At 40.5% G+C, this 25785-nt stretch carries 30 protein-coding genes and 1 riboswitch; of the genes, 23 read left to right on the top strand and 7 right to left on the bottom strand.

What is annotated here, in order from left to right; genetic code table 11:
• Positions 1-3 precede the first annotated feature (3 nt).
• The 6 genes from PQ511_RS18045 to PQ511_RS18020 all read left to right on the top strand — a co-directional run bounded on the left by PQ511_RS18045 (position 4) and on the right by PQ511_RS18020 (position 6539).
• Positions 4-1392 (top strand): bifunctional metallophosphatase/5'-nucleotidase, encoded by a 1389-nt coding sequence (locus tag PQ511_RS18045; protein ID WP_273853330.1) that lies wholly within the window; start codon positions 4-6, stop codon positions 1390-1392.
• A 93-nt stretch (positions 1393-1485) separates the two neighbouring features.
• Positions 1486-1779 carry a YunC family protein gene (locus tag PQ511_RS18040; protein WP_420541734.1) on the top strand — a complete coding sequence of 98 codons (294 nt, stop codon included), beginning with the start codon at positions 1486-1488 and terminating at the stop codon, positions 1777-1779.
• A gap of 136 nt (positions 1780-1915) precedes the next feature.
• Positions 1916-2695: a sporulation protein YunB gene (yunB, locus tag PQ511_RS18035; protein WP_159784581.1), complete on the top strand. Its 780-nt coding sequence runs from the start codon at positions 1916-1918 to the stop codon at positions 2693-2695.
• Positions 2696-2766: 71 nt separating this feature from the next.
• Positions 2767-2947, top strand: a riboswitch (Lysine riboswitch).
• 149 nt (positions 2948-3096) lie between these two features.
• Positions 3097-4671 carry a Na+/H+ antiporter NhaC family protein gene (locus tag PQ511_RS18030; RefSeq protein WP_273853328.1) on the top strand — a complete coding sequence of 525 codons (1575 nt, stop codon included), beginning with the start codon at positions 3097-3099 and terminating at the stop codon, positions 4669-4671.
• A gap of 235 nt (positions 4672-4906) precedes the next feature.
• Positions 4907-6433 (top strand): sodium-dependent transporter, encoded by a 1527-nt coding sequence (locus tag PQ511_RS18025; protein WP_273853327.1) that lies wholly within the window; start codon positions 4907-4909, stop codon positions 6431-6433.
• Between the two features lies 1 nt (position 6434).
• Positions 6435-6539 carry a methionine/alanine import family NSS transporter small subunit gene (locus PQ511_RS18020; protein ID WP_098444849.1) on the top strand — a complete coding sequence of 35 codons (105 nt, stop codon included), beginning with the start codon at positions 6435-6437 and terminating at the stop codon, positions 6537-6539.
• Between the two features lie 38 nt (positions 6540-6577).
• On the opposite strand, the gene PQ511_RS18015 is transcribed toward PQ511_RS18020, so the two are convergent.
• Positions 6578-7564, bottom strand: a complete 987-nt coding sequence (locus tag PQ511_RS18015) for a M23 family metallopeptidase (protein WP_420541731.1) — start codon at positions 7562-7564, stop codon at positions 6578-6580.
• A gap of 182 nt (positions 7565-7746) precedes the next feature.
• Here PQ511_RS18015 and lipA point away from each other — a divergent pair, with 182 nt between their 5' ends.
• Entirely contained in the window at positions 7747-8634 is an 888-nt protein-coding gene (gene lipA, locus PQ511_RS18010) for a lipoyl synthase (protein ID WP_273853326.1), read from the top strand.
• 50 nt (positions 8635-8684) lie between these two features.
• Here lipA and PQ511_RS18005 read toward each other — a convergent pair whose 3' ends face one another.
• A complete protein-coding gene (locus PQ511_RS18005) occupies positions 8685-9344 on the bottom strand; it encodes a YhcN/YlaJ family sporulation lipoprotein (protein ID WP_273853325.1) in 660 nt (219 codons plus the stop codon).
• Between the two features lie 125 nt (positions 9345-9469).
• On the opposite strand from PQ511_RS18005, the gene PQ511_RS18000 reads away from it, so the two are divergent.
• Positions 9470-9775, top strand: a complete 306-nt coding sequence (locus PQ511_RS18000) for a YutD family protein (RefSeq protein ID WP_273853324.1) — start codon at positions 9470-9472, stop codon at positions 9773-9775.
• 13 nt (positions 9776-9788) lie between these two features.
• On the opposite strand, the gene PQ511_RS17995 is transcribed toward PQ511_RS18000, so the two are convergent.
• The gene (locus tag PQ511_RS17995; RefSeq protein ID WP_226655730.1) at positions 9789-10058 is read right to left on the bottom strand and encodes a hypothetical protein; all 270 of its coding nucleotides are present in this window, start codon (positions 10056-10058) and stop codon (positions 9789-9791) included.
• A 49-nt stretch (positions 10059-10107) separates the two neighbouring features.
• Entirely contained in the window at positions 10108-10380 is a 273-nt protein-coding gene (locus tag PQ511_RS17990; RefSeq protein ID WP_098444844.1) for a DUF3055 domain-containing protein, read from the bottom strand.
• Between the two features lie 154 nt (positions 10381-10534).
• Between PQ511_RS17990 and PQ511_RS17985 the strand changes: the two genes are divergently transcribed.
• Positions 10535-10981 carry a DUF86 domain-containing protein gene (locus PQ511_RS17985; protein ID WP_273853323.1) on the top strand — a complete coding sequence of 149 codons (447 nt, stop codon included), beginning with the start codon at positions 10535-10537 and terminating at the stop codon, positions 10979-10981.
• Positions 10982-11171: 190 nt separating this feature from the next.
• On the top strand, positions 11172-11936 hold the full coding sequence (locus tag PQ511_RS17980) for a TIGR01457 family HAD-type hydrolase (protein ID WP_273853322.1): 765 nt from the start codon (positions 11172-11174) through the stop codon (positions 11934-11936).
• A 31-nt stretch (positions 11937-11967) separates the two neighbouring features.
• Here PQ511_RS17980 and PQ511_RS17975 read toward each other — a convergent pair whose 3' ends face one another.
• Entirely contained in the window at positions 11968-12465 is a 498-nt protein-coding gene (locus tag PQ511_RS17975; protein ID WP_226655736.1) for a phosphatidylglycerophosphatase A family protein, read from the bottom strand.
• 169 nt (positions 12466-12634) lie between these two features.
• On the opposite strand from PQ511_RS17975, the gene PQ511_RS17970 reads away from it, so the two are divergent.
• Positions 12635-13636, top strand: coding sequence for a protein kinase family protein (locus PQ511_RS17970; protein ID WP_273853321.1), 1002 nt, complete (start codon positions 12635-12637; stop codon positions 13634-13636).
• A gap of 46 nt (positions 13637-13682) precedes the next feature.
• On the opposite strand, the gene PQ511_RS17965 is transcribed toward PQ511_RS17970, so the two are convergent.
• The gene (locus PQ511_RS17965) at positions 13683-13907 is read right to left on the bottom strand and encodes a NifU family protein (RefSeq protein WP_194218998.1); all 225 of its coding nucleotides are present in this window, start codon (positions 13905-13907) and stop codon (positions 13683-13685) included.
• Between the two features lie 233 nt (positions 13908-14140).
• Here PQ511_RS17965 and PQ511_RS17960 point away from each other — a divergent pair, with 233 nt between their 5' ends.
• Positions 14141-14449: a DUF1462 family protein gene (locus PQ511_RS17960; protein ID WP_273853319.1), complete on the top strand. Its 309-nt coding sequence runs from the start codon at positions 14141-14143 to the stop codon at positions 14447-14449.
• 432 nt (positions 14450-14881) lie between these two features.
• Here the strand turns inward: PQ511_RS17960 and PQ511_RS17955 are convergent, their stop codons facing one another.
• Complete coding sequence (locus PQ511_RS17955; RefSeq protein WP_273853318.1) at positions 14882-15946, bottom strand: NAD(P)/FAD-dependent oxidoreductase; 1065 nt, start codon at positions 15944-15946, stop codon at positions 14882-14884.
• 214 nt (positions 15947-16160) lie between these two features.
• Here PQ511_RS17955 and PQ511_RS17950 point away from each other — a divergent pair, with 214 nt between their 5' ends.
• From PQ511_RS17950 to PQ511_RS17900, 11 genes are all read left to right on the top strand, one after another.
• Entirely contained in the window at positions 16161-16385 is a 225-nt protein-coding gene (locus PQ511_RS17950; RefSeq protein WP_273853317.1) for a DUF1450 domain-containing protein, read from the top strand.
• A 238-nt stretch (positions 16386-16623) separates the two neighbouring features.
• A complete protein-coding gene (locus tag PQ511_RS17945) occupies positions 16624-17847 on the top strand; it encodes a NupC/NupG family nucleoside CNT transporter (RefSeq protein WP_273853316.1) in 1224 nt (407 codons plus the stop codon).
• Between the two features lie 133 nt (positions 17848-17980).
• Positions 17981-18220: a hypothetical protein gene (locus PQ511_RS17940; RefSeq protein WP_273853315.1), complete on the top strand. Its 240-nt coding sequence runs from the start codon at positions 17981-17983 to the stop codon at positions 18218-18220.
• A gap of 21 nt (positions 18221-18241) precedes the next feature.
• Positions 18242-19099, top strand: a complete 858-nt coding sequence (gene dapF / locus PQ511_RS17935) for a diaminopimelate epimerase (protein ID WP_273853392.1) — start codon at positions 18242-18244, stop codon at positions 19097-19099.
• Positions 19100-19168: 69 nt separating this feature from the next.
• Positions 19169-19345 (top strand): aspartyl-phosphate phosphatase Spo0E family protein, encoded by a 177-nt coding sequence (locus PQ511_RS17930; protein ID WP_273853314.1) that lies wholly within the window; start codon positions 19169-19171, stop codon positions 19343-19345.
• Between the two features lie 72 nt (positions 19346-19417).
• Positions 19418-19774 (top strand): HesB/IscA family protein, encoded by a 357-nt coding sequence (locus PQ511_RS17925; protein ID WP_224592454.1) that lies wholly within the window; start codon positions 19418-19420, stop codon positions 19772-19774.
• A 391-nt stretch (positions 19775-20165) separates the two neighbouring features.
• Entirely contained in the window at positions 20166-20918 is a 753-nt protein-coding gene (locus PQ511_RS17920; RefSeq protein ID WP_273853313.1) for a sugar phosphate isomerase/epimerase family protein, read from the top strand.
• A gap of 129 nt (positions 20919-21047) precedes the next feature.
• A complete protein-coding gene (locus tag PQ511_RS17915; protein WP_273853312.1) occupies positions 21048-22037 on the top strand; it encodes a LacI family DNA-binding transcriptional regulator in 990 nt (329 codons plus the stop codon).
• Positions 22038-22124: 87 nt separating this feature from the next.
• A complete protein-coding gene (locus PQ511_RS17910) occupies positions 22125-23438 on the top strand; it encodes an ABC transporter substrate-binding protein (protein ID WP_273853311.1) in 1314 nt (437 codons plus the stop codon).
• A 129-nt stretch (positions 23439-23567) separates the two neighbouring features.
• Positions 23568-24917: a carbohydrate ABC transporter permease gene (locus PQ511_RS17905; protein WP_273853310.1), complete on the top strand. Its 1350-nt coding sequence runs from the start codon at positions 23568-23570 to the stop codon at positions 24915-24917.
• 36 nt (positions 24918-24953) lie between these two features.
• On the top strand, positions 24954-25781 hold the full coding sequence (locus PQ511_RS17900) for a carbohydrate ABC transporter permease (RefSeq protein WP_273853309.1): 828 nt from the start codon (positions 24954-24956) through the stop codon (positions 25779-25781).
• Positions 25782-25785 lie beyond the last annotated feature (4 nt).

Raw genomic sequence — 25785 nt, 5'->3', positions numbered from 1 at the left:
GTCTTGACTTCAAGAACTTTACAAATATATTATACGAATGATCTTCACAGTCATTTTGAAAATTGGTCCAGAGTCTCATCTTATCTAAAAGAGAAGAAGCGGATGCATGAGCTTCAAGGGACACCTTACCTTCTTCTTGATTTAGGTGATCACTCGGACAAGGTTCATCCGATGACGGAAGGAACGGTTGGAAAAGGAAACGTACAATTATTGAATGACCTCCAATACGATTACGCTACAATTGGCAATAATGAAGGAATCACGTTTTCCAAAAAAGAGCTTGAGGCGCTTTATACAGAGGCAAGATTTGAGATCATTGTGGCGAATCTTTATCACCAGGATGACTCGAGGCCGTCATGGGCAGTCCCTTACAAGATTCATGAGCTAAATGGAGTGAAAGTCGGAATTATTGGCATCACGATTCCGTATGAGCAATTCTATTCGCTCTTAGGTTGGAAAATTGAATCACCCTATGATTTTCTACAGTCGATGATCGATGAAGTTCGTCAACAATCAGATATAGTGGTGTTGATGTCTCATATGGGACTGGGCAATGATGAGCAGATGGCAAGAGAAATGAAAGGCATTGACCTTATTATTGGTGCTCATACGCATCATGTGTTGAAACATGGCATGCTTATAGAGGATACGCTCATTACACAGGCAGGGAAAAATGGAAATTATGTTGGAGAAGTGACCATTTGTTTTGATACGGAAACGAAACAAGTAAGTGAAAAAGAAGCTTATGCGATTTCCGTTAGAAATCGCAAACAAGACGAGGGTACAAGAGAAATGATTGACCAATTGAGCATGGATGCCCATTCGATGCTAGAAGAAGTGGTCTGTCGTCTTGAGCAGCCGCTAGAATCAGAGTGGTTTCAACGGTCTGTTTTGGCGGATGAATTAGCCGCTGCCCTTCGAGAATGGTGTGCTGCAGATATTGGGATGATTAATGCAGGTATGCTTCTTGATGGATTACCTGAAGGACGTGTCTCCCGTGAAGATCTTCATCGCATTTGTCCTCATCCAGTTAATCCGTGTAAAGTGATTTTAAGAGGAAGCGAGTTACGTGAAATCATTTCCCACGCGATGTCGGATGAAATCGTCAATTTAAGTTTTAAAGGGCTAGGGTTTAGGGGCGAAGTGATGGGGATTATGGCTTTTGATGGCATTGAAGTAACGTCTGTAGAAATGGAAGATGGACTTCGTCATGTCACAGACGTCCTCCATAATGGTCATTCGCTCGTCGCGGATGAAGAGTATGCTGTGGCAACAGCTGATATGTTCACGTTTGGAAAGTTTTATCCACAGATGAAGCATGCAAAGAAGAAGTATTATCTTCCTGAAATGCTTCGTGATCTTCTTGCCTGGCGGCTTGAGAATAGGCAGTAAAACTTTGTATGTTTGATTGTCAAACATGCTGTTGGTCTCATATAAATATAGTGATATTCATTCAAGTCAGGAGGCGGGAATGACGTGATCACAATGAGACCAATCATGATTGATGGTCATCCATTTACAGCAGTTAGTATGCAGCTTCCAAAAACCAATTTTCTAGCGGTTATGAATGACAATGGCTATATCATGTGCGGCGCATTGGATGTAGGCCTACTTAATGAGAAGTTAAGTGACCGTAAAATTATTGCAGGAAGAGCTGTAGGCGTAAGATCCATTGAGCAGCTCCTTGATGCACCGCTTGAATCTGTTACGCTTGAAGCAGAAGCGAGAGGCATTAAGGTTGGCACAAAGGGTAGAGATGCCATGTTAAAGATGATGTGAAAAAGCCATAGCTACTTGCTTCGGCTTTTTTTCTTTTCTTAAAAATTGTTTCACTAGGGAAACGGCATTCTGGAGAAATTGTCCATACTTCTCTCCTTCATGGCATATACATGAAGAAGAGAAGGGAGGGTTCATGTTGTTTCGAACTCGTAGAAAATTCTTTAGAAAGGGGCCGCTTCCCTTTCGTTATGTATTTGTCATCTCCTTCCTCCTGTTCATTTTCATGACTGTCCAGGGACTGTGGATCGTTGAAAAAGGGATAAAGCCTACCCTAATTGAAATAGCCCGGACAGAGACGAATCGGATCGCAACGATCGCCATTAACGAAGCCATTAATCAGAAAATGGCTGAAGAAGTAGATAATTATCAAGATTCGTTAATAAAAGAAGTAACAGACAATGAAGGAAAGCTTGTGCGAGTTCAAATCAATCAAAGAGCTGTTACTCAGGTACTCGCCCAATCAACTGAAAAAGTGCAACGATTTTTAAAAAGTGTGGAAGATGGAACATTAGATTATTGGGCGGAACAAAATGGCGTTGAACTTGAAGTGGATGATCAAACATCACTAGACAATGGGATCATTCATTATATTCCAATTGGTCAAGCGTTTGATAACACGCTACTCGCCAATATGGGACCAAAAGTTCCTGTGCGGTTTACTGCGATCGGCGAAGTGAAATCTGATTATAAAAGTACAATTGAACCGGTTGGTATTAACAATATTTCTGTAGATATTCGAGTTCATATTGAAGTGAAAGTGAAAATTGTTATTCCATTTGCGACAGATTCGGATGTTGTGACAACGGATATCCCCGTATTGTTAACGATTATTCCAGGAGAAGTACCAAATTTCTATAACAATGGCTCAGAAGGTGGCTTGCCGACTCCATCGATTCAAATTGATGACATGGAATAATCTACAATTGCAGAAACACCCAAAGTAAGGTATACTTTAAAACTGAACTTAATATTGTTCCTTATCTTATACGATGAGGTAGAGGAGCAGATCCTCATGAGTACGTGTTGGGAGAATGACACCAATGATCAGCATCGAAAGGGAGATCTGCCGAAGCATAAATAACGGTCATATTATTTATGTTGGGGCGGCATTGAATAAGTGTCGAACTGTCATTATAAGTCTTACTTATAATGGAGAACTACTGATCGGGGTGGACACTTAACATTGACTCGGTGAAGCGAGCAATGATAGGACCAATCCTATCATTGCTCGCTTTTTTGCGTTCAAATACGACGAGAAAGCTGAGGGTTGGCGTCCATTCCGATTATGATGATCAATCATTTATTAGGAGGATATTCATGGAGAATTCAATTTTATCCATTATTCCACCACTCATCGCCTTGCTGATGGTAGTGGTGACAAGGAAAGTGCTTCCTTCTCTCGGAGTGGGAATTATTCTTGGTGCACTAATGATCAACAATTGGAGTGTAACAGGATCACTGAAAGAAATTTATACAATTGTAAAAGGAATCTTTATTGATGCTGAAAACGGCGGTTTAAATACGTGGAATATGTACATTATTTTCTTTTTACTATTATTAGGAATGATGACTGCCTTTATTTCAATCTCTGGTGGAAGCCGTGCCTTCGGAGAATGGGCGATGAAACGCGTTAAAACACGAGTAGGCGCACAAGTGATAACAGCTATCTTTGGTATTATTATCTTTATTGATGATTACTTTAATTCGCTCGCTGTTGGTAACGTAAGTCGCCCGATAACGGACAGGCATAAGGTTTCACGTGCAAAGCTCGCTTACATTATTGACTCAACTGCAGCACCAATGTGTATTATTTCCCCAATTTCAAGTTGGGGTGCTTATATTATCGCACTGATCGGTGGTGTCTTAGCCACTCATAGCATTACAGGCGTCGGGGCGTTAGAAGCATTTATCAGAATGATTCCAATGAATTTATATGCCCTCTTTGCGCTAGCGATGGTATTCTTTGTTAGTTACTTTGATATTAATCTAAAAGCCATGAAAGTTCACGAGGACCGCGCACAGAAGACAGGAGAAGTTCTTGATCCGAATCAAGGCGCTGTTCCTGGACAAACAACGGGTCTACCTGAAAGTGAAAAAGGGAAAGTAGCGGATCTTGCATGGCCAATCATTATGCTGATTGCAGGAACTGTGACGTTTATGATTATTACCGGTATCCAGGCAGTTAGCGGGACAGATACCGCGGTAACCGCTTTGTCGGTTTTTGAAAACACAGATGTTGCCGCTTCTCTTTTGTATGGTGGATTAATCGGACTCGCCACATCACTTATCTTTTTCTTTACGAAACGAATGGGTGGAGCGGTTCTTGGCAAAGGGATATGGGAAGGCATTAAATCAATGCTACCTGCCGTATACATTCTTTTCTTTGCATGGACGCTTATTGAAATTATCGGAAGTCTAGGGACAGGAAAGTATCTTGCGGGTCTCGTTAATGACCACATTATGATTGGCTTCTTGCCTGCTATCTTATTCTTGCTTGCTGGCGTGATGGCTTTTGCAACAGGTACCTCATGGGGGACGTTTGGTATCATGCTTCCAATCGCGGGAGAGATCGCTGCTGCAACGGATCCTACGTATATGCTACCAGTTCTTGCAGCGGTTCTTGCTGGCGCAGTATTCGGAGATCACTGCTCTCCAATCTCAGATACAACCATCCTATCCTCTACAGGAGCGGGAAGCCATCATATCGATCATGTGATGACACAGCTGCCATACGCTTTACTTGTAGCAGGAATTTCACTACTTGGCTACCTTGTTTTAGGATTTACCGGTAGTGCGATTATTGGAGTGGTGGTAACAGCTATTTTCTTTGGAATTCTCATTTTTATGCTCAAAGCAAAATATGCCAACAGACCGGTTGAAGTGGCAGAATAATCATGAAACAGGAGGTGACCCTCCTGTTTTTTTTATGTTTTTCCACAAAATTAGGGAGATTTATTTGAGAAATTGAACGATTCGTACCAAAAAAGAAAAAAGTTTGTTTTGACAAGGTCATACGTACTAGATATACTATAAACAAAATAATCTGAATTTACTTAAAAGTCTTAACCTTTTTCTGGAAGGGGGCTTATGGTGAAAAGGGTTTAATTTGTTCAAGGGGGTAATTCAATTGGAAAATCGTGCGCAATGGGGAACGAGGGCTGGATTTATTTTAGCCGCAGTTGGATCTGCAATAGGTCTAGGAAACATATGGAGATTTCCGGCCGTTGCTTATGACAATGGCGGTGGGGCATTTTTTATACCTTATTTATTTGCATTACTAACAGCTGGAATCCCAATCTTAATTCTTGAATTTACAATGGGTCATAAGTTCCGAGGGTCAGCGCCGCTATCATTCTTTAGAATGAATAAAAAGATGGAGTGGCTTGGTTGGTGGGGCGTAATTGTTGCCTTTGTTATCTCGACTTACTACGCCGTTATTATTGCGTGGGCGATCTCGTATAGCTATTTTGCTTTTAACCAGAGCTGGGGTTCAGATACAGAAGCGTTCCTTTTTAACGACTACTTGAAATTGACGGTTGATCCTGGACAAACAGGTAGTATCGTACCAGGCGTATTTCTTCCGTTAATCGTGGTATGGATCATCACACTAGGCGTTCTTCTTGCTGGTGTTAAAAAAGGAATTGAGCGTGCAAACAAGATTTTTATTCCTACTTTAATTGTTCTTTTCTTAATTATTGTCATCCGAGCAGTGACGCTTCCTGGTGCTGCTGAAGGGCTAAATGCTTTCTTCACACCTAATTTTGATAGTATTACATCTGGTAGTGTTTGGGTAGCTGCATATGGACAAATCTTCTTCAGTTTATCGATTGCTTTTGCTATTATGATTACTTATTCTAGTTACTTACCTAAGAAATCAGATATTACAAATAACGCCTTTATTACTGGTTTCGGTAACTCGGCATTTGAACTTCTTGCTGGTATTGGTGTATTCTCTGCACTAGGTTTTATGGCACAACAGCAAGGACTAAGCGTTGGTGAAGTCGTGAGCGGTGGAGTCGGACTAGCTTTCGTTGTCTTCCCACAAATTATTAATGAGTTCCCAGCATTGAACGGTTTGTTTGGATTCCTTTTCTTTGCATCACTTGTTCTTGCTGGATTGTCTTCACTCATTTCGATTTCCGAAACGTACGTTGCAGGGGTTTCTGAAAAGTTTGGTATTTCTCGTACAAAAGCGGTTCTGATAGGTGGAGGAATTTCTTCCATTATCTCGATTCTATTTGCGACACAGGGTGGGTTGTTCTTCCTTGATGCGGCGGACTACTTTATTAACCAGTTCGGAATTGCATTTGTAGGACTTGTGGAAGTTGTCGTTGTTGCGTGGGTACTTCGTGAGCTTAACACGCTTGAATCACATGCGAACGGGATTTCAGACATTTCCTTAAAGTACTGGTGGAAAGCTTGTCTTGGCGTCATTACACCGTTAGTACTTGGCTACATGATGTTTGATCTGTTTAAAACGAATCTTCTTCGTCAATTTGATACGCCTACTGGAAACTATGAAGGTTACTCAAACAGCTTTATCCTTTATAGCGGCTGGGCTGTCGCTGGTTTCGCTCTTCTCGTTGGGATTCTATTCAGCCTAAAGAAATGGGATGCGAAAGCAGAACAGCAAAAGTATAAGGAGGTAAGCTAATATGGGTGGTAGCGCAATCTTTATGATGATTGTTGGAATGGTCATTATCTGGGGAGGGCTCGCAGCAAGTATTCTAAATGCTGTTCGGGTTTCCAAAAAACAATAAAACCAAAAGAAGAACTAGCGCGCGCTAGTTCTTCTTTTTTATGATTTTTTACGAGCTCGTTCTTGACGTTCCCAAAGCCGTAAGGAAGGGTAAGGATCGTATGACCATTCTGTTCTTCCATTATCTTTATAAATGCCATAATGCAGATGTGGTGGAAACTTCCCTGCTGTTCCTTTAGGTCCATACCCTGAGCTACCAACATAGCCAATGATTTCACCTGGTTGAACGACGCTTCCTTTCTCAATTCCTTTTTCAAACCCGTTTAAGTGCGCATAATAGTGATAATTACCATCAATGTCTCTAATCCCTATTCTCCAACCACCATACTCATTCCATCCTTTTGTTTCAACAGTGCCATAGCTTGTGGCTTTCACGCTAACGCCGTAAGAAGCAAAAATATCGGTTCCTTCATGAATGCGAAGCCCACCCCATCCCCGGCGATCACCCCATGTACTGCGGTAACTGTAGTTTGCGTGTAGGGGAACTGGAAAAGCATGTTTATCGAGCTTTAACGTCTCGAAGCGTTTATAGACAGCAGAATGACTTGATATGGTTCGTACCGCTTGATCGCGATGATAAAAGTCCCATAACCCAATTTGTAGATCTTCAAACGACGTTCCATATCTCTGCAAAAAGTTACCAATTGTATAAAGAAGATCTTCATCATTTGTTTGTTCTGCTTTTCCGTCTCCATTTCCATCGATTCCAATGCCGCCAAAAAACGCAATCGATTCTGTGCTTGTATCCTCTTTATTCGGATTAGCTGCGCCAACCCACTTTTCTGGAGGGATGTAAATGGCAATCGCTCCTTTTTCACGAGGGATATCTTTTTGAGATCGTCTAATGCTTCTTTCATATTGATCAATAGCAGCGTAAAGATACCATGGTACCTGGGTGACGGTTTCCATCTTACGAAACAACATCATCCGTTCGTTTCTTACTTTATCTTCATCTATTTCAGCAGAGAGTACATTAGCTGGTATGAGAAAGAAAAGAACAAGGATAAGGAAACTATATTTTCTCAATCGTTTCTTCTCCTTTCGTTATTTGTCATTACACTTAGTTTGCTTTTCAAAACGTAAAACATTAGATCTAAATAATGGAAGGTCTAAAGTCTTAATCGTCAAGAGATTCACACTTTTTATGGAATGGAAGGTTTATCTATGGTATTCTTTATTACAGAAAAGCGATAGGTGAGGTGATTGGATTGAGTAAGAAAGAAGAGTATTTAAGAAAACCGGAATGGTTGAAAATAAAATTAAATACGAACGAGAACTATAAAGGTCTTAAGAAGATGATGCGTGAAAAGAAACTACATACGGTCTGCGAAGAAGCGCGTTGTCCTAATATTCATGAGTGCTGGGCAGTACGTAAAACAGCGACATTTATGATTCTTGGCGATGTTTGCACGCGCGCATGCCGTTTCTGTGCCGTGAAAACAGGTCTTCCTACTGAACTTGATTGGGCAGAGCCTGAACGCGTAGCGGATTCGGTTGAACAAATGGGCTTGAAGCACGTTGTGATTACAGCCGTAGCACGTGATGATTTAAAAGATGGCGGCGCTGCTGTATTTGCTGAAACGGTTCGCGCTATTCGTAGAAAAAATCCATTCTGCTCGATTGAAGTCCTTCCTTCAGATATGGGCGGACAATACGAAGCACTTGAAACGCTTATGGATGCGAAACCGGATATCATGAACCATAATATTGAGACGGTTGAGCGTTTAACACCAAGAGTCCGAGCTCGTGCAAAATACCGTCGTACGCTTGAGTTTCTTCAGCGTGCAAAGGAAATGAACCCTGAAATTCCGACGAAATCAAGCATTATGCTGGGACTAGGAGAAACAAAAGAGGAAATCATTCAAACACTGGACGATCTCCGTGCACACGATGTTGATATCGTCACGCTTGGTCAATATTTACAGCCTTCGAAAAAGCATTTAAAGGTAGAAAAGTATTGGACACCACAAGAATTTCTTGAGCTAAAAGATATCGCGTTAGAAAAAGGGTTTAAGCATTGTGAATCTGGTCCAATGGTCCGTTCTTCCTACCATGCAGATGAGCAAGTTAATGCTGCGAAACAAGCATCAAATTAAGTCGCTTGTCAATAAACTAGAAAAAATCGGCCTGTAGAGGGCCGATTTTTTTACTTCGACATCATTTCTTTTCCTTCTGTATCGTTTAACTCGTCATTCATTTCGCCTTTCATTTCACCGTTCTCGTTTTCTCCATCACTTACTTTTTTCCCTTGTGGTGCTTTTTTCATTTTTGCAATGGTTTCTTCAATGCTTTTATCGAGTTCGCCATTTGCGGTAGATGCATTCTGGTAGCGTTCGACTTCTGCAATCATTCCTTCTTCATCGGATACGTAGACATGATAGTATCTTGGAATAACCGACAGGGCCGTTTTCTTTACTTGATCAGCTGTTGCATCACGATCTTTCGTTGTCGATTTGTAAGCGATCAGCACTTCTTCATCCGTTACGAGTGTTGCCACATCGTTCACGTATGGAAGAACAATAGCCATTGAACCGATCATATCCGATAGGCGATCGCGATCAAGATAAGCAATATTCTCAGGTTGCTTTTGAGAATTCATGTTGTTCGTATTTCTCGTGTGGCGAACGTAGCCAAATCCGCCTTTTTTTGATTTTTTTTGTGAGTCTGCTGTATTCATTCCGTATTCTTCAGGGTCTGTTTTAACAGGTGTTAAATCCGCATGATCAAAGGAATCAGTCGCGTTTTCTCCCTGGCAGGCAGTGATTCCTATTGCAAGTGGCAGAATAAGCAGTATGTGTTTTTTCATTTTATCTTCACCTCCATACTGTTATCATGACCGAACAGAGTTTCTTTTTTCCTGGTATTACTTGGACAATTCCAATAAAAAAGGTATCATTAGACTAATGAGCCCATTTGAAATGAGGGAATAGCATGGTAAAAGTGAATCAACATACGTTTGAGCTGATGAAGGATGAAAGGGAGGGCTGGAATGAAGAAGCCTTTCTTGCTCGATATAGTGAAATTCTAGATAAATACGACTATATTGTCGGTGATTGGGGATACGGTCAACTCCGATTAAAAGGTTTTTTTGATGATCGCAATCAGAAAGCAACGTTTGATACAAAATTCAGTACGGTGCTGGATTATTTATATGAATACTGCAATTTTGGCTGCCCCTATTTTGTTCTAAAGAAACAGAAGAAGGAAAAACCCAAAAAGCAACAGCAAGAAGCATAAGCCCTGAGCAGGCTTATGCTTTATATGGTTTTTCAGAGTCCTTTTCTGGATCATCATGTGGTGGGTGTGAGCCAGGATCCTGGCGGGGTAAGTGTTGGTGTAGGTTTTTGTTTTCGTAGTTAAATGCACTATAGGAGCGCTGTCCTTCTCGCCATGGAGTCGTTTTACCAAGCTTTTTATTGACCGGAGAACCATAAGGCCCTTCTGGGGTATCTTCAGGAAGGACATAATTTCGTCCTTTTTCTACATTGGCAAAGTCTTGATACTCTTCATCATCAAACATGAATAAACACCACCTTTAAAAGGTAGTGTATTCATTGCCTTATAAAATATTAGTGACTTAACACTTCTCTTAAGAAGTTGCGAAGTTCTTCTGCATCTTCCTCATTAAGAGAGTAAGCATGCTCGAGGTTTCCTGGCTCATTTAGATCATCGTGGCCGATAATTGCAAATTTGCCTCCTTGAATATCGAGGACTAACGATTTTCCATAAAAGCGATCTGATTTTACAATACAAAGGTCAAACCGATGATTGCTTCCCATAAAGCACACGAACCTAGCTTCAGTGGCCTCTTGTTCGTCGTAGATGAGTCGTTCATCTTCCATCATAGCACCCTCCTTTTCTAGTTAAGGCTATCATACCATCTTATGAAGCGTTCTCAAATAAGCTTTCGTTTAAAATGTAAGCTTTTGCATTTGTGGTTATGATACACTATAGAATAGAATTTCGATTGAGTGGATTAAAGGCAGGTGTATGCAGATGTATTTTGTAGATCGTAAAAAAATTGAAGAACAGCTTGTTTATTTTGATAAAATGATTGGGATATTGAAAGAAAGTTCTTTTCAAACAGATCTTCACTTACTTAGCTTAGAAAGACTTCATCATGTGTTTATTGAAAGTATGATTGACGTAGGGAATAGTATGATTGATGGATTTATCATGCGTGACCCAGGTAGTTACGAGGATATTATTGAAATCTTGTCTGATGAAAAAGTAGTCTCCTCCGAAAATGCAAGGATGCTGAAGAATGTTGTCAGCATGAGAAAACCATTGATGCAACAATATGTTCATCTAGATCATGAGGCATTGGAGCAAAACCTAAGGAACAATCTCAGTGCGCTGGAGCAGTTTCCTGATGATATAAGAAAGTACTTAACTCAAGAATTAGGAGCAGTATCTGCTTTCCTTCCTGATCAAAATAGTTGAGTTTTGGGCCAGGAATGAACTAAACTAATTCTACATTTCAAAGAAAGTCAGGTGTTTTGTGATGAAAATGATTAAAAACCAGGCTAGAACTTTTTTCATTTCAAAACATGATAATAGGAACCGCTTTCATTTATGGAAGCGGTTTTCTTATGGATTGGATAATGAATAGTCTAAGGAGGATACGAAGAAAATGAAAAATTATAAAGGATACTTAATTGATCTTGATGGTACGATGTACCGTGGCACTGAAAAGATTCACGAAGCAGTAGAATTTGTGAAACGTTTAAAGGAAGCCAATCTTCCTTATTTATTTGTGACGAACAATTCATCTAAACGGAAAGAACAAGTATCAGAGAAGCTTGAGGATTTTGGTGTTCCTTGTACTCCAGATCACGTGTTTACAACAAGCATGGCAACGGCGAGCTACATTTCAAATGAGAAGAATGATGCAACAGTTTATGTTATCGGCGAAGAAGGAATTCGAGATGCTTTAACAGATGTGGGCTTAACCATTCAAGACGACAATCCGGATTACGTCGTTGTTGGGATCGACCGCTCCATCACGTATGAAAAATTTGCGAAGGCGTGTATTGCCGTTCGAAATGGAGCAACATTTATTTCAACAAATGGCGATATCGCAATCCCAACAGAACGTGGTTTGCTACCTGGGAACGGATCTTTGACTTCAGTGGTTTCTGTCTCAACAGAAGTAGATCCGATCTTTATTGGGAAACCCGAACCAATTATTATGGAACAAGCTTTGGCACAACTTGGCACAGCTAAACAAGAAACGTTAATGGTAGGGGATAATTATCGGACGGATATTCTCGCAGGGATTAACGCAGGATTGGATACCCTTCTTGTGCACACGGGTGTCACGACGAAAGAGCACTTGGAGTCAGTGGAAAAGCTCCCAACTTATACTGTTGAAACATTAGATGAATGGAACATATAAAAACGCCCCGAGAGGGCGTTTTTATGTTCGTTTATTCCGTTTTTTGTGCTCGATGCGCGAGACGGCTTGAAGCAGCAGCTGCAATTGCTCCAACAATATCATCAAGATATGTGTGACATTCACCTGTCGTTTTATCGTTTAAGCGTTCAAGAATGCCTGGTTTTTGTTTATCAATAAATCCATAGTTTGTAAATCCTATGGATCCATATACATTCACGATGGATAAAGCAATAATTTCATCCACCCCGTATAATCCTTCATCTTTCATTAAGATATCTTGAAGCGGTTGATCTAGCAACTTTCTCTCGGTCAATTCATCAAGCTGAATACCCGTTAATACAGCATTTTGAACTTCTCTTTTTGAAAGCACCCGCTCCACATTTTGAATACACGTCTCGATTTGAAGGTTAGGGTGATATTTTTCTTGAAGGTAATAGACGAGATCTGCAATATCTTTAATTTCGACGCCGCGTTCTTTTAATTTACTTCTTGCTGCTTTTTCGACAAGGTCCATAGATTCTTGGCCCATTCTAGTCCCACCTAACTTTATAGTAAATTGGTAATGGATAGAGTTGATTATATTAGTATATGGAGAAAGGCAGAGAAATATGACAATAAAGTTTAAAAGAAGCGATTACACCGATTGGGCGCATTAGGCATATAGTAGACATACAAAGACGAAATGTCGGAGGGTTAGCATGTTAGAGCGCGAGATTTTTCATCAATATGGCATTGTGATTGATTTACAAAATGAGGAAAATGGTAGTTATGTTCTTCGGAGTTCAGACCAATCCGAGTTTATTTTAAAACGAGCGCAAATAGAGCAGGAAAGTGAGTTTCCGTGGTATGTTATGGTGGCAAATTATTTTAATCAACAAAACGAACCGACGATGCTGCCGCTTGCTTCAAGAAGAGGAAAGTATGTGGAGACAATCCAAAATGAAGCTTATGTCCTTTATCAAAAACCATATCAACGATTGAATCACACCCATTATCGTGATGGGAGTCGTCTGGCGTTACTTCATCGAAAGGGAGGAAACCTTCTAGCTTCTTACACGGAATTACCGGAAATACAACCATGGCAGTTAAGATGGCAGTATCGAATGGATCAGCTGGAATCTTTTCGAGAAGAATTGAAAAATCAGGGACAGTCTCATCGAGAATTTGATGAATGGTTTATTGAAACCTTTCCATATTATTCTGGATTAGCTGAAAATGCGATTCAGTATATTGTTGATTGTGGCATCGATACAGGAATGAATCCTTTTCAAGTGAGAACGCTTGCTTTTAATCGCTACACCGCAAAATACCGCAGGAATTCAGATGGACTTTTTCCGAACGATTTTATATTAGATCATCCGGCTAGAGACCTTGCCGAATGGGTGCGATATGAACTAGTAGAAGGAGATGGCAATTTCGAAGCCATTAGGCAGTTTTTATGGGACTATCATGAACGCCGTACGCTGAATCAGATGGACTGGAACCTATTATATGCTCGTTTGCTTTTCCCGCTTCCTTATGTTGAAACGGTTGAGCATTATTATAGTGACGGCAATTTGAAGGAGAAAGAACGAAGCTTCTTAAATTTAAAGAAATTTGTGAGAAGAGAAGGCGAGCGCGAGGAAGTGTATCGTTTGTTATTTCAGGAGTTAATGGGAGATTATGGGGGTCAAATGAGACGTGTGGATTGGTTAAGTTAAAGCATAAAAACTCCCCTCCAAAACGGAGGGGAGGAATGTGTTTGATTTAAAATACTTGCTCAAGTTCTGTTACACCAGGAACTTCTTCAAGTAGTGCGCGTTCGATCCCAGCTTTAAGTGTAATTGTGGAACTAGGGCAGCTGCCGCACGCTCCCATTAAACGTACTTTTACTACGCCTTCTTCGATGTCTACAAGCTCTACGTCTCCGCCGTCACGCAGGAGGAATGGACGCAGTTTATTCAATACATCTTGTACTTGCTCTTGCATCATTCATCGACTCCCTTCATACTTCCATTATACTAATGATGATGTAAAAAATCTATGTGTTATTGTGGAATGATTATTATTCTCACTCTACTTTATCATGGTATGAAATGAGATTCAAGATGGAACATACAGGGAAGCAATGGCATAGATGAAAAAAGGCGAATGGTTCTTTTCTGTCTCTTTCGGATAAGGTACAATAAAGGTAAATGGATTGAATAGAAAGGACGTTTTTCATCATGGAAGAAGTACTCGTCTATGGAGCGGGCGAACGCTGTGCAAGCTGTGTGAACCTGCCTTCTTCAGAAGAAACAGCAGAATGGCTAAAAGCGGCCCTTGATCGGAAATATCCAGATCGCCAAATTGCCGTTCGATATATTGATATTCATAGTCAGCTTTCAGGAGCAGAAGCCATTTTCGCTGCTAAAGTGGTAGAAGAAGATCTATTTTATCCTGTTATCGTAGTTCGAAATGAAATTGTATCAGAAGGAAATCCAAGATTAAAAGATCTATATGCGGTTTTGGAAGACCAATCAGCTACGGCATAAAATGCAAGACGAGCGAGTTGAATACAACTTGCTCTTTTTTTATTCCTCGAGAAGGAAATAAATGGATAATAACATATAGGGGTTGTTATTATTCATTTATTTATTAGGAGAGATAGACATTGGAAACAGAATCAGTTGGATTTGTTATCCTTGGTTTACATAATGATTTATTTATGGAAAGCAAGACACATAGGTAATTGGTGGAAGACGCCTTCGATTTGATAGCACTGTAGTGGAGCTTTTGGTAATTGGATCAATTTGATTGTAACTTTAGGGATCTATAGCTTCTGGTTATCTATCGCCCTTGAAAAGTGGAAAACGAAGCATACACATTTTGTGAATTAAACAGAGGGTCATTCGGTGATTCATCTCTACTTTTTGTAAGCTTTTAACCAAGAAACCCCTCCACTAAGTTAGTAGAGGGGTTTTGCCTTAACCATTATGATTTTTATACATCCATAAGATTCCTGACTTAAGTAAACGCGGCACACGACCCGTAAGTGGTCGATTTGCCATGACGCCAAATCCATGCTTACTACCAAGTGAGCCTAAGGTTCCCTTGATCTTAATTGGTGGTAGGGCTGGCGGTGTTTCGTTTTTCCATAGTTTTTGTAAAACAAGAGCAATTTGTTCCGCCTGTTCTTCAGCAAGCTGTGCGCTTGGGGCATGCGGCAAACTTGCGCAGTCTCCAACGACAAAGGCATTTCCGTGAGTGGGTATGGAGTGATCATCATTTAGAATGACGCGCTGCTGTGGATCTTTTTCTACATCAAGATCACGGACAAGTTTATTTGGCTGAATGCCGGCTGTCCAAACGATTGAATCGCAGTGAACGGGTTCGCCGTGATTAAACAACGTATTTGGTTCTACTTTTGTAATATTTGATTCACTCACAACTTCTACATGCCGTTCTTCAAACCAGGATTGAACATATTTACCAAGTCTTTCAGGAAAGGCGGAGAGGATGGTGTGACCACGATCAAAAAGTTTGATTTGGAGATCAGGTCTGCTTTCGTGAAGTTCACTGGCAAGTTCAACACCACTCAAGCCAGCACCAACAATTCCAACAATTGAATTAGCGCTAAGGTTGTTCAACGTTTCGTATGTTCTTCTAGAAGAATCGATGGTTTGAATGCTGAGGGTATGAACATCCGCACCAGGTACATTATGATACTTATCTTCACATCCAAGACCAATCACAAGGGTGTCGTAGGCGAGGTGATCATCATCTTTCAAATGAATCTCATTGGCGTCCAGATCAATTCCCTCAATTTCACCGTATTTAATTTCCAGCTTTTGGTGAACTGGAAATTGGACACGTATGTGATGATCACTTGCTGTGCCTGCAGCAAGCGCATAATATTCTGTTTTCATACTGTGGTAAGGATTCCGGTCAACAAGCGTAATCGTGAGGTCTTCTGGTAAATCAGATGAAAATAATTTCTGTAGGATGCGCATACCACCGTATCCGCCGCCTAATAGCACTAGCCTTTTCATGATAAGAGGTCCCCTTTAATAAAATTCAATAACGCTGTCTTCCTATAAAGAGTAAATAGCTAAAAAAAGTGAAGATTTAGGAAGAAAAAAGGAAGCGACACGCGCTATACTATACTTATACATTTGAATTTTTTATGACAGTTAAAAGTATAGCGAAACTAAGACTTATGTACAATCATATTTCTGAAATGCGTAACTGGGGAGTGGCATTTATATGACAACAATTGAATTTTGTGCTGGTAATTTAAGAGATCATAAAAAGGTATGGGAAGTATTAGAAAAAATCTCGGGTGTTGAATTGATCGATTATGGTTGCCTTGGTTACTGTGGAAACTGCTATAGTGAGGCATTTGCGATTGTGGAGGGGCGTTTAATCAATGCAGAGACGTCAGAAGCTTTAATTAAAAAAATTACACAAAAATTAAATGAGGACGATTAAGGGCTTTCATTGTTTATATTCTGTGTTATAATGACAAAGGTTCATTGAAGTCTGGTAGAGAGAGAGCAGACTTTTTATTTTCCGCCTAACCGCGAAAAATGTCGAATTTTCAGACTATGAAAAATTCTGTTTGTAAGCGCTATAATTAGCTGGTGGCTATAATCTATATATTTTAAATCTGGTAATGGGGTAGCCTAAGCTTATAAACGGATACAATATTTAACGAGGGGTGTAAAATATGCAAATCCTATGGGGATTAGGTGGTATGGTCGTTCTTTTTGCCATTGCGCTAATCTTTTCTACTAACCGTAAAGCGATTAACCTTCGTACTGTGCTAGGAGCACTTGCGATTCAGGTTGCATTTGCATTTGTTGTACTTAAATGGGAAGCGGGTAAGGCTGCTTTAAAGCAATTATCCTTATTCGTTCAAGATATTATTGGCTATGCTAATGAAGGAATTGGATTCCTATTCGGTGGTTTAATTGGTAATGAAGATATTGGGATGATCTTTGCATTTCAAGTTCTAACCATTATTATCTTCTTCTCTTCTCTTATTTCGGTTCTTTATTATCTTGGTATTATGCAATGGGTCATTCGTATCCTAGGTGGAGCGATTTCATGGGCACTTGGAACAAGTAAAGCGGAATCACTTTCTGCTACTGCCAATATTTTTGTTGGTCAAACGGAAGCGCCGCTTGTTATTAAACCTTACCTTGATAAAATGACGAAATCAGAACTATTTGCCGTTATGACTGGTGGACTTGCCTCAGTAGCTGGTTCCGTCTTAATTGGTTATTCTCTTCTTGGTGTACCGCTTGAGTATCTACTCGCGGCAAGTTTCATGGCAGCACCAGGTGGTCTATTAATGGCTAAGTTGATCATGCCTGAAACTGAAACACCAGAAACTGCGAAAGAAATCAAAATGGAAAGAAATGAAAATCACGTTAACGTGATTGACGCTGCTGCAGACGGAGCTTCAGATGGTCTAAAGCTTGCTTTGAACGTAGGAGCTATGCTTCTTGCATTTATCGCTTTAATTGCTCTTCTCAATGGATTACTCGGTGCAGTAGGTGGATGGTTTGGTGCTGAAAGTATAACGATTCAGCAAATCCTAGGATATCTCTTCTCACCACTAGCCTTTGTCATTGGTGTTCCATGGCAGGATGCTGTCCAAGCTGGTAACTACATCGGTCAGAAATTAATTCTTAATGAATTCGTTGCGTTCTCTTCATTTGGTCCAGAAATCAGTGCTGGTAACTTAACTGATAAATCAGTAGCCATTATCAGCTTTGCCCTTTGTGGATTTGCAAACTTCTCATCTCTTGCCATTCTACTTGGCGGACTTGGCGGACTTGCTCCAAAACGTCGTCCAGAAATTGCAAAGTTTGGAATGCGCGCGATCCTAGCTGGTACGCTGGCAAACCTTTTAAACGCAGCGATTGCAGGTATGCTTATTTTCTAAAGTTTGAAAGCCTCTTTAATAGAGGCTTTTTTTTTACGCGCTCTTATTTGACTGACTATCCAGGCAAAGCATTGTTGTTTTTTCGCTGTGTTACGATATACTTGTTTCAATAATAAAACAGGAGGGATCACTGGTGAGTAGCTTTGCACATACATTGCCATATGATCGTATGATGGGTGACGTCTATGTTCCTGAATGCCCATTTTGTCATAGTGAGAATGTGTTAACTCCGATGACAGACCGCGATTATCAGCAGGGCTGTGAAGAAATAAAAACAAGACTCGTGATGCCTTGCTGTAATGGCAAGCTCATGATTAAAAAAATTGATAGCGACTATTTTTGGACGACAGAAGCCGTTCGAAAAACCCAATAATAGAGAGAAAGAGTGACAGCATTGCAAGAAATTACGTATACAAAGATGCACGGTCTCGGTAACAATTATATTTACATCAATTTGTTTGAACAAAAGGTAAAGGAAGAAGACTTTTCTCACTATGCAAGAGAAGTTTCTGATGTGCATACAGGAATCGGATCCGATGGAATGATCTTAATTTGTCCATCTGACCAAGCGGAAGTGAAGATGAGAATCTTCAATAAAGATGGTTCTGAAGGAAAAAATTGCGGAAACGGTTTACGTTGTGTAGCCAAATACGCTTATGAAAACAAACTTGTTTCTGGAACGAAATTCGCCATTGAAACGCTAGCCGGCCTCGTCCAGGCAGAAGTGCACCTCGTTCATGATAAGGTTGAAACTGTCACGATTGATATGGGCATACCTCACTGGACAAAAGGAAGCCTTCCAATGCGTGGGGAAGAAGGTGAGGAAGTGATTAATGAACCAATTGCCTTCGAAAATGAAGTTCTTCGAATGACAGGGGTATCAATGGGGAATCCGCATATGGTAACGTTTGTGGATGATATCGATTCAGCTCCTCTTATGACCGCTGGACCTTATTTTACCGATCATGAGCTATTTCCTGAGAGCATTAACGTAGAATTTGTTGAGGTTGTATCGAGTAGTGAATATCATTTCCGTGTATGGGAACGCGGTTCAGGAATCACACAAGCATGTGGAACGGGAGCGTGTGCGGCGGTTGTAGCAGGTGTATTAAACGACATGACTCCTAAGGGAACAAAGGTAACTGTTCACCTTGCTGGTGGGGACTTAGATATTACTTGGGATAAAGATGATCATGTTTGGATGACGGGACCTGCTGTTACCATTTCAACAGGCGTTTACTATGCTAAATAGCACGTTTGTCAAAAAAAGGATAATCGTGTAGAATACTAGGAGGTATAGAGGAGAGAGAGGATTCCGAACTTGTACGGTGAAAAAATGCAGCGCTACAACGAAGAAATTGAAATTTTACGAGCGAAAATGACCCAAACAGCGACCGTTCTAGGATTAAATCATCCGGATGTACTCGCGTATAGTCAAAAACTTGATGAGAAACATAATATGATCTTGCAGTTAAAATATAGAGAAGCGATCATCTGAGGTTCAATTGTTGAGCTCAGTTCGATCGCGCGGTATACTAGAAGTAGCATTACGGTGATTGGAGGGATTTTAATGATCCATTTATCTGAAGCTGCAGCAGCACAGGTAAAAGAAATGATGAAGCAAGAAGAAGGTGACAACCTTTACTTGCGTGTCGGGGTAAAAGGTGGCGGCTGTACTGGTTTAAGTTACGGTATGGGTTTTGATACTGAAATGAAAGCCGATGATCAAGCGCTAGATCCTCAGCACGGCGTTACAATTATAATGGACAACGAAAGCGCACCGGTCTTAGAAGGTGTGAAGATTGATTATAAACAAAACATGATGGGCGGCGGGTTTACGATTGATAATCCGAACGCAATCGCATCATGTGGTTGTGGTTCTTCGTTTAAAACAGCGACTAACGCTGGTACGCCGGAGAATTGTTAAGCACTGAAAACAACTTAAACTCCTCCATGGTTCTGTTTTTGCAGAGCAATGGAGGAGTTTTTTTATGATCGCCTAAACAGTATTTTAAGGTTGACTTGTTTTTCATTATGGGAAATGAAGGAGGGATAGGAGTGGTATGATAAATGGATCGAGTCACAATACATATAGAGATCACGAACGGTTTTGTATGAGCTTGTTCAAGATTGAAATCAGAAGTTGCAATCTCATGAAAAATAATCAATTGTTTTTTTGTCATAAAAAAGGGATTTCAGTCGTTTCATCGAAAACTATTGGTTGGTGGAGAAGTTTTATTTCAGCAAAGTTTTGGCGCAGAGCAACGAGCTATGGCGTTAAACTTCAAAATGATTTAATAGAAAAGGAGTGACTTGAAATGAATGAAATAGGTGTAGGTTTACAACTTTATACATTGCGAAATGAATGTGAAAAAGATTTTTTTGAAACGCTTGTAAGGGTAGAAGCAATTGGTTATGAGGGGGTTGAGCTTGCTGGGCTTCATGGTCATGAGCCAGAAGAAGTGAAAAGCAAGTTAGATGAACTTGGTTTATCCGTTATCGGACATCATGTCCCAATTGAACGGATTGAAAATGAGTTAGAAGCAGTTATTGAAGAACAAAAAGTATTAGGGAATCGTCGAATTGTTTGTCCTTGGTTGCCACCTGAAAGAAGAAGCGAGGAAGACTATAAGAATGTAGCAGAGATTATGAAGTACGCAGCGATTGTATGTACGAAACAAGATATGGAAATTGTCTATCACCACCATGATTTTGAACTTGGGCGTAGTATTGAAGGCAGTGACCTCTATCGCATTTTGGATGCCCATGCCGCCATTCAGGCTGAATTTGATATTTATTGGCTCAATCAAGTTGGCCATGATCCGGTAGAATGGATGCAGAAATTTGCAGGAAGAACGCCAGTCATTCACTTAAAAGATCGGTCAGACGACGAAAGAGAAGCCACAGCGATTCTAGGAACTGGAAACATCGCCATTGAAGAAGTGATCGAGCAGGGTGAAGCTTGCGGAGTCAAATGGTGGGTTGTCGAACAGGATCACTGTGACTTCGATCCGATCGAAAGTGTGACACAGAGTTACAAGTACCTACGAGAAATTCAGCTTAAAAAATAAAACCGTTATAATATTTTGAAAATAACGTTGAACATTCTGTGAACTTGCGTTATGATGTTTGTAATCGATTCCATGAAATCGATTACAAACGAAGGGAGGGGCTTTTGTACTTTCTGAGGAGGATGTAACATGGCTACAATTGCTGACGTCGCAAGCTATACAGGGTTATCACGAGCGACTGTGTCGCGTGTGATTAATGATTACCCACACGTATCGAAGGACAAGCGTGAATTAGTTCATGAGGCGATGAAAGAACTCGGTTATTTTCCGAACACGTCCGCTCGAAATTTGCGTAATCGCAGAACAAACCTTGTCGCGGTATTGATTCCGAGGTTAACCAACCCATTTTTTACACTGATTTTAGATGGCATTGAGAAAGTTGCAGAGGAAAATGGCTTTCAACTGATTATTTGTCAAACGAAATCAAGTAAGAAAAAGGAGCTTGAATTTCTTAATCTCTTGCAAACGAAGCAGGTTGATGGTGTCATCTTCACTTCAATTGAAAATGACTGGGAAGAAATTCAGCCGTATACCGCACATGGGCCAATCATTTTATGTAATGAATATCATCATGATGCAACCGTACCGATGGTTCGATTAAATCAGGTTCAGGGGAGTTATTTAGGCACAAAGCATCTGATTGAGCGAGGACATAAGCGTCTTGCTTACTGCATGGGGTCAACAAGCGGACTATCTAATGATCGTCGCAAAGGATTCTTTCAAGCAGTTCATGAAGCTGGTCTAGAAGTGAAATCAGAGTGGATCTTCCATGATACATATACAATGGAAGATGGTGTCAAAACATTTAACAAAATTCTATCGTTAACAGAACGACCGACAGCCATCTTTACTGGTGGGGATGAAGTAGCCGCCGCAATGGTGAAGGAAGCGAAGCGAAATGGGTTGGATGTACCGGGGGAAATGGCGATACTCGGATTTGATGATCAGCCCATTGCCAGTATGATTGAACCAGAGCTAACGACAATTTATCAACCTGGTGCCGAAATTGGCGGTCGTGCGATGACCATTTTTATGGATTGTTTAAAAGGAAAGCGTGATCGTATTAGTCAGAGCGTCATGGAGTTACCATTATCACTTGTGATTCGTAAGTCGACTTAGCTTGCGAATAATGTAAGCGCTATCTTTATTGAAATCGATTTCAAAATTGGTATCGATTTCAACAAAATTTAAGGGGGATTTTGTATAATGCGAATATTGAAGAATAGTAAACTACTTTTTATTGTTTTGGCCCTTATTCTTGTTCTATCTGCATGTTCTTCAAATAATTCTTCAAGTAATTCAAGCAACAACTCCGGTGATGAAAAGGCGAGCTCAGGTGACGGAGAAAAAGTGAAACTCGTTTATGCACGTGGTAAAGATGCGACTGGAGCAACTGATGTCATGGTAGAGGAATTTATGAAGCAAAATCCAAACATTGAAATTGAGTTCCGTGAAATGCCAACTGACACTGGTGCTCAGCACGATGCGTACGTTACGATGCTAAATGCAGAATCCTCTGAAATTGATGTGTTTGATATCGATGTCATCTGGCCAGCAGAATTTGCTCAAGCAGGGTACGTTCTTCCTCTTGATCGTTTTATTGAAAAAGACGGAGTAAACATGGATGACTATAACCAGGGTCCAGTGACGGCTGCAACGTTTAATGGTAAGCAGTGGGCAATGCCGAAATTCATTGATACTGGAATGCTTTTCTACCGCTCAGATTTAGTATCTGAAGCTCCAAAAACGTGGGATGACTTGATGACACAGGCATCTGAGTTAAAAGGTCAAGAAGGCACAAAGTTTGGTTACTTAATGCAAGCGAAGCAATATGAAGGACTTGTGTGTAACGCGGTTGAATTTGTTGCTTCATATGGTGGTGCTTTCATTGATGAAAATGGAGAAGTTGTGATTAACAGCCCTGAAGCGATTAAGGGAATTAGCAAGCTTGTAGAGGTTGCCAATTCTGATTTTGTTCCAGGTAACATCAATACATTTACTGAAGTTGAATCTCACACGGCATTTATTGAAGGACAAGCTCCATTTATTCGTAACTGGCCATATCAGTATGCTCTTGCGAATGATGAAGAGCAGTCTAAGATCGTAGGTAATGTTGAAGTGGCTCCTCTTCCAGAAGGTGATGCAGGTTCAGCAGCGGCACTTGGTGGCTGGATGGCTGCAATCAATAAATTCTCTGAACATCCACAGGAATCATGGGAGTTCTTGAAATTTATGACTGGTCAAGAAGGACAGAAGATTGATGCCATTGAAGGATCTCATGCGCCAACACTTCCAGCTCTTTTCGAAGATAAAGAAATTATTGAAGCGAACCCATTCTTTGGTGAAGAAGGATTCCAAACAGCACTTGAAGCAGCTGTTTCTCGTCCTGTAGCACCAAACTACCCTGAAATCTCTGAAATCATTCAAATCCACGTATCTAAGGCGATCGCAGGAGAAGAAACTCCTGAAGAAGCAGCGGCAGCGATGGAGAAAGAAATGAATGAAAAGCTAGAAAAATAATTGAAATGGTCATTAGCCTTCAGTGAGAAGGCTAATGCCTTTCCTATCCTTTACCGTTTAAGGATCAGAAAATGGTGTCTTTCCATCAAAGATGTTAGACACATTTTTCTATAAGAGAGGAGCGTTGGTATGCAAACAGATATCGATCCTAAAGGTCCCATTAAAGTAGACAAACAGCCGAAAAAAAAGAAAAAGAAAAATGACACGGTTGTTGGCTATCTACTCGTTGCCCCCGCACTTATTCTAATTTTAGCTATTTCAATTTGGCCAGTTTTTCAATCCTTTTATTTCAGTCTCTTTGATCTTCGATTAAATGAACCTACTAAATCAGAAGTTCATCTCAATTATCAAATTGACCTCGATCGTTACTTACAAAACTATCCTTTCCTGGTCGGAGCCATTAATTCTGAAATTGATAGTGGAAACTCAAGCGAAGAGCTTACAGAAATGAAAGTAACGCTTGAAGAGCTTGACGAAAGTATCAGAGAGAATCCGAAAGCAGAAGAAAATTACGATGTCATTAATGAGAAACTAGATAGCTTTGAAAACGTTCCTGATGACATGAAGTACGTAGAAATTGATGAAAATGTCGCAAAAGATTTCACGTCTTCGGTAAAAGCTATTAATGACGATTTAATCACGATCAATGAAAATGGTGAGTTGGAAAAGGGAGATAAAATTGTTGGTTTATCCTCTGCACTTACCGAAATTGTTGTTGAACCAAACTTTATTGGATTTAAACATTATAAAGAAAACTTAACCGATCAGAGGATGTGGAAATCGCTTTGGAACACAACGGTGTTTACATTCATTTCGGTACTGGCCGAGCTTATTCTAGGTCTTGCCATTGCGCTATTAATTAACAAAGCATTCTTAGGGCGTGGGTTAATTCGAGCGAGTATCCTTATTCCATGGGCCATCCCAACAGCTGTGGCAGCCCTTATGTGGAAGTTTCTATATGATGGCCAAAACGGGATTGTAGCTAAGCTCTTTGAAGATGTAGGTATTATTGATCGTATGTCTATGCTTCTTACAACGGATACTGGTGCGATGTTCTCAGTTATCTTCGCTGACGTATGGAAAACGACACCATACATGGCACTCCTTTTGCTAGCGGGACTGCAAACGATTCCATCATCTTTATATGAAGCTGCCTCAATTGATGGAGCGAATAAGTGGAAGCAGTTCGTAACCATCACATTACCACTTTTAAAAACGAGTCTCCTTGTCGCCCTGCTATTCCGTACATTAGATGCGTTCCGGGTCTTCGATTTGATTTTTGTACTAACAGGCGGTGGGCCGGCGAACTCAACGGAAACAATTTCGATGCTTGCTTACACGTTAATGTTTGGTCAAACAAACTTTGGTGAAGGTTCAGCTATTTCAGTTGTTGTCTTTATATGTGTTGCCATCATCTCTGGAATCTTTATCAAATTACTTGGCGCTGAATTAATAAACGATGGTTCTGGAAAGAAATGAGAATGTATTTTATCATAAAGAAGGAGGGTCAGCCAGATGAATAAGAAAGCGGGACCGATGTTCTATGTTTTTCTAGTGGTGTTTGTCTTTATTGTCATGTTTCCGTTTCTATGGATGCTGGCAAGTTCGATTAAACCGCTGTCCGAGCTCTTTGGAGACAAAGCGTTCAATCCTTTTACGAATAACCCTACCCTAAAAAACTATGTATCCGTTTTCGTAGACTATCCTTTCATGCGCTATCTTTGGAATAGTACCGTTGTTGCAACGATCACAACCGTTTACACCGTGCTAGTTGCCTCGTTCGCGGCGTACTCCATCGCGCGACTAAATTTTAAAGGGAAACCGATTATTTTAGGTGTGGTGCTATCTGTTTCGATGTTTCCACAAGTGGCAACGATTTCACCAATCTACATTTTCCTCAAGAATCTAGGACTTACAAATAGTTACCTTGGGTTAATTATTCCGTATACAACGATTACCCTTCCGTTATCGATCTGGCTTCTTGTAACGTTCTTCCGTAAAATTCCGTTTGATTTGGAAGAAGCAGCCAGGATTGATGGGGCATCACTATGGCAAACGTATTGGAAAGTGATTATGCCACTTGCAGTACCAGGTATTTTCACAACAGCGATTCTCGTCTTTATTGCGGCATGGAACGAGTTCTTGTTTGCTCTTACGATTAACACAGCAGATAAGTTTAAAACTGTGCCAGTCGGAATTGCGCTTTTCCAGGGACAATATACGATCCCATGGGGAGAGATTTCTGCAGCGACTGTCGTTGTAACGGTTCCGCTTGTCATTATGGTACTGATTTTCCAACGAAGAATTGTATCAGGTTTAACATCAGGTTCAGTAAAAGAATAGACAA

Origin of the sequence: Guptibacillus spartinae, assembly GCF_028610625.1 — a bacterium.
GTDB lineage: Bacteria > Bacillota > Bacilli > Bacillales > Guptibacillaceae > Guptibacillus > Guptibacillus spartinae.
Note: the sequence above shows the minus strand (reverse complement) of the source record. Positions and strands in the feature narration are given on the sequence as shown.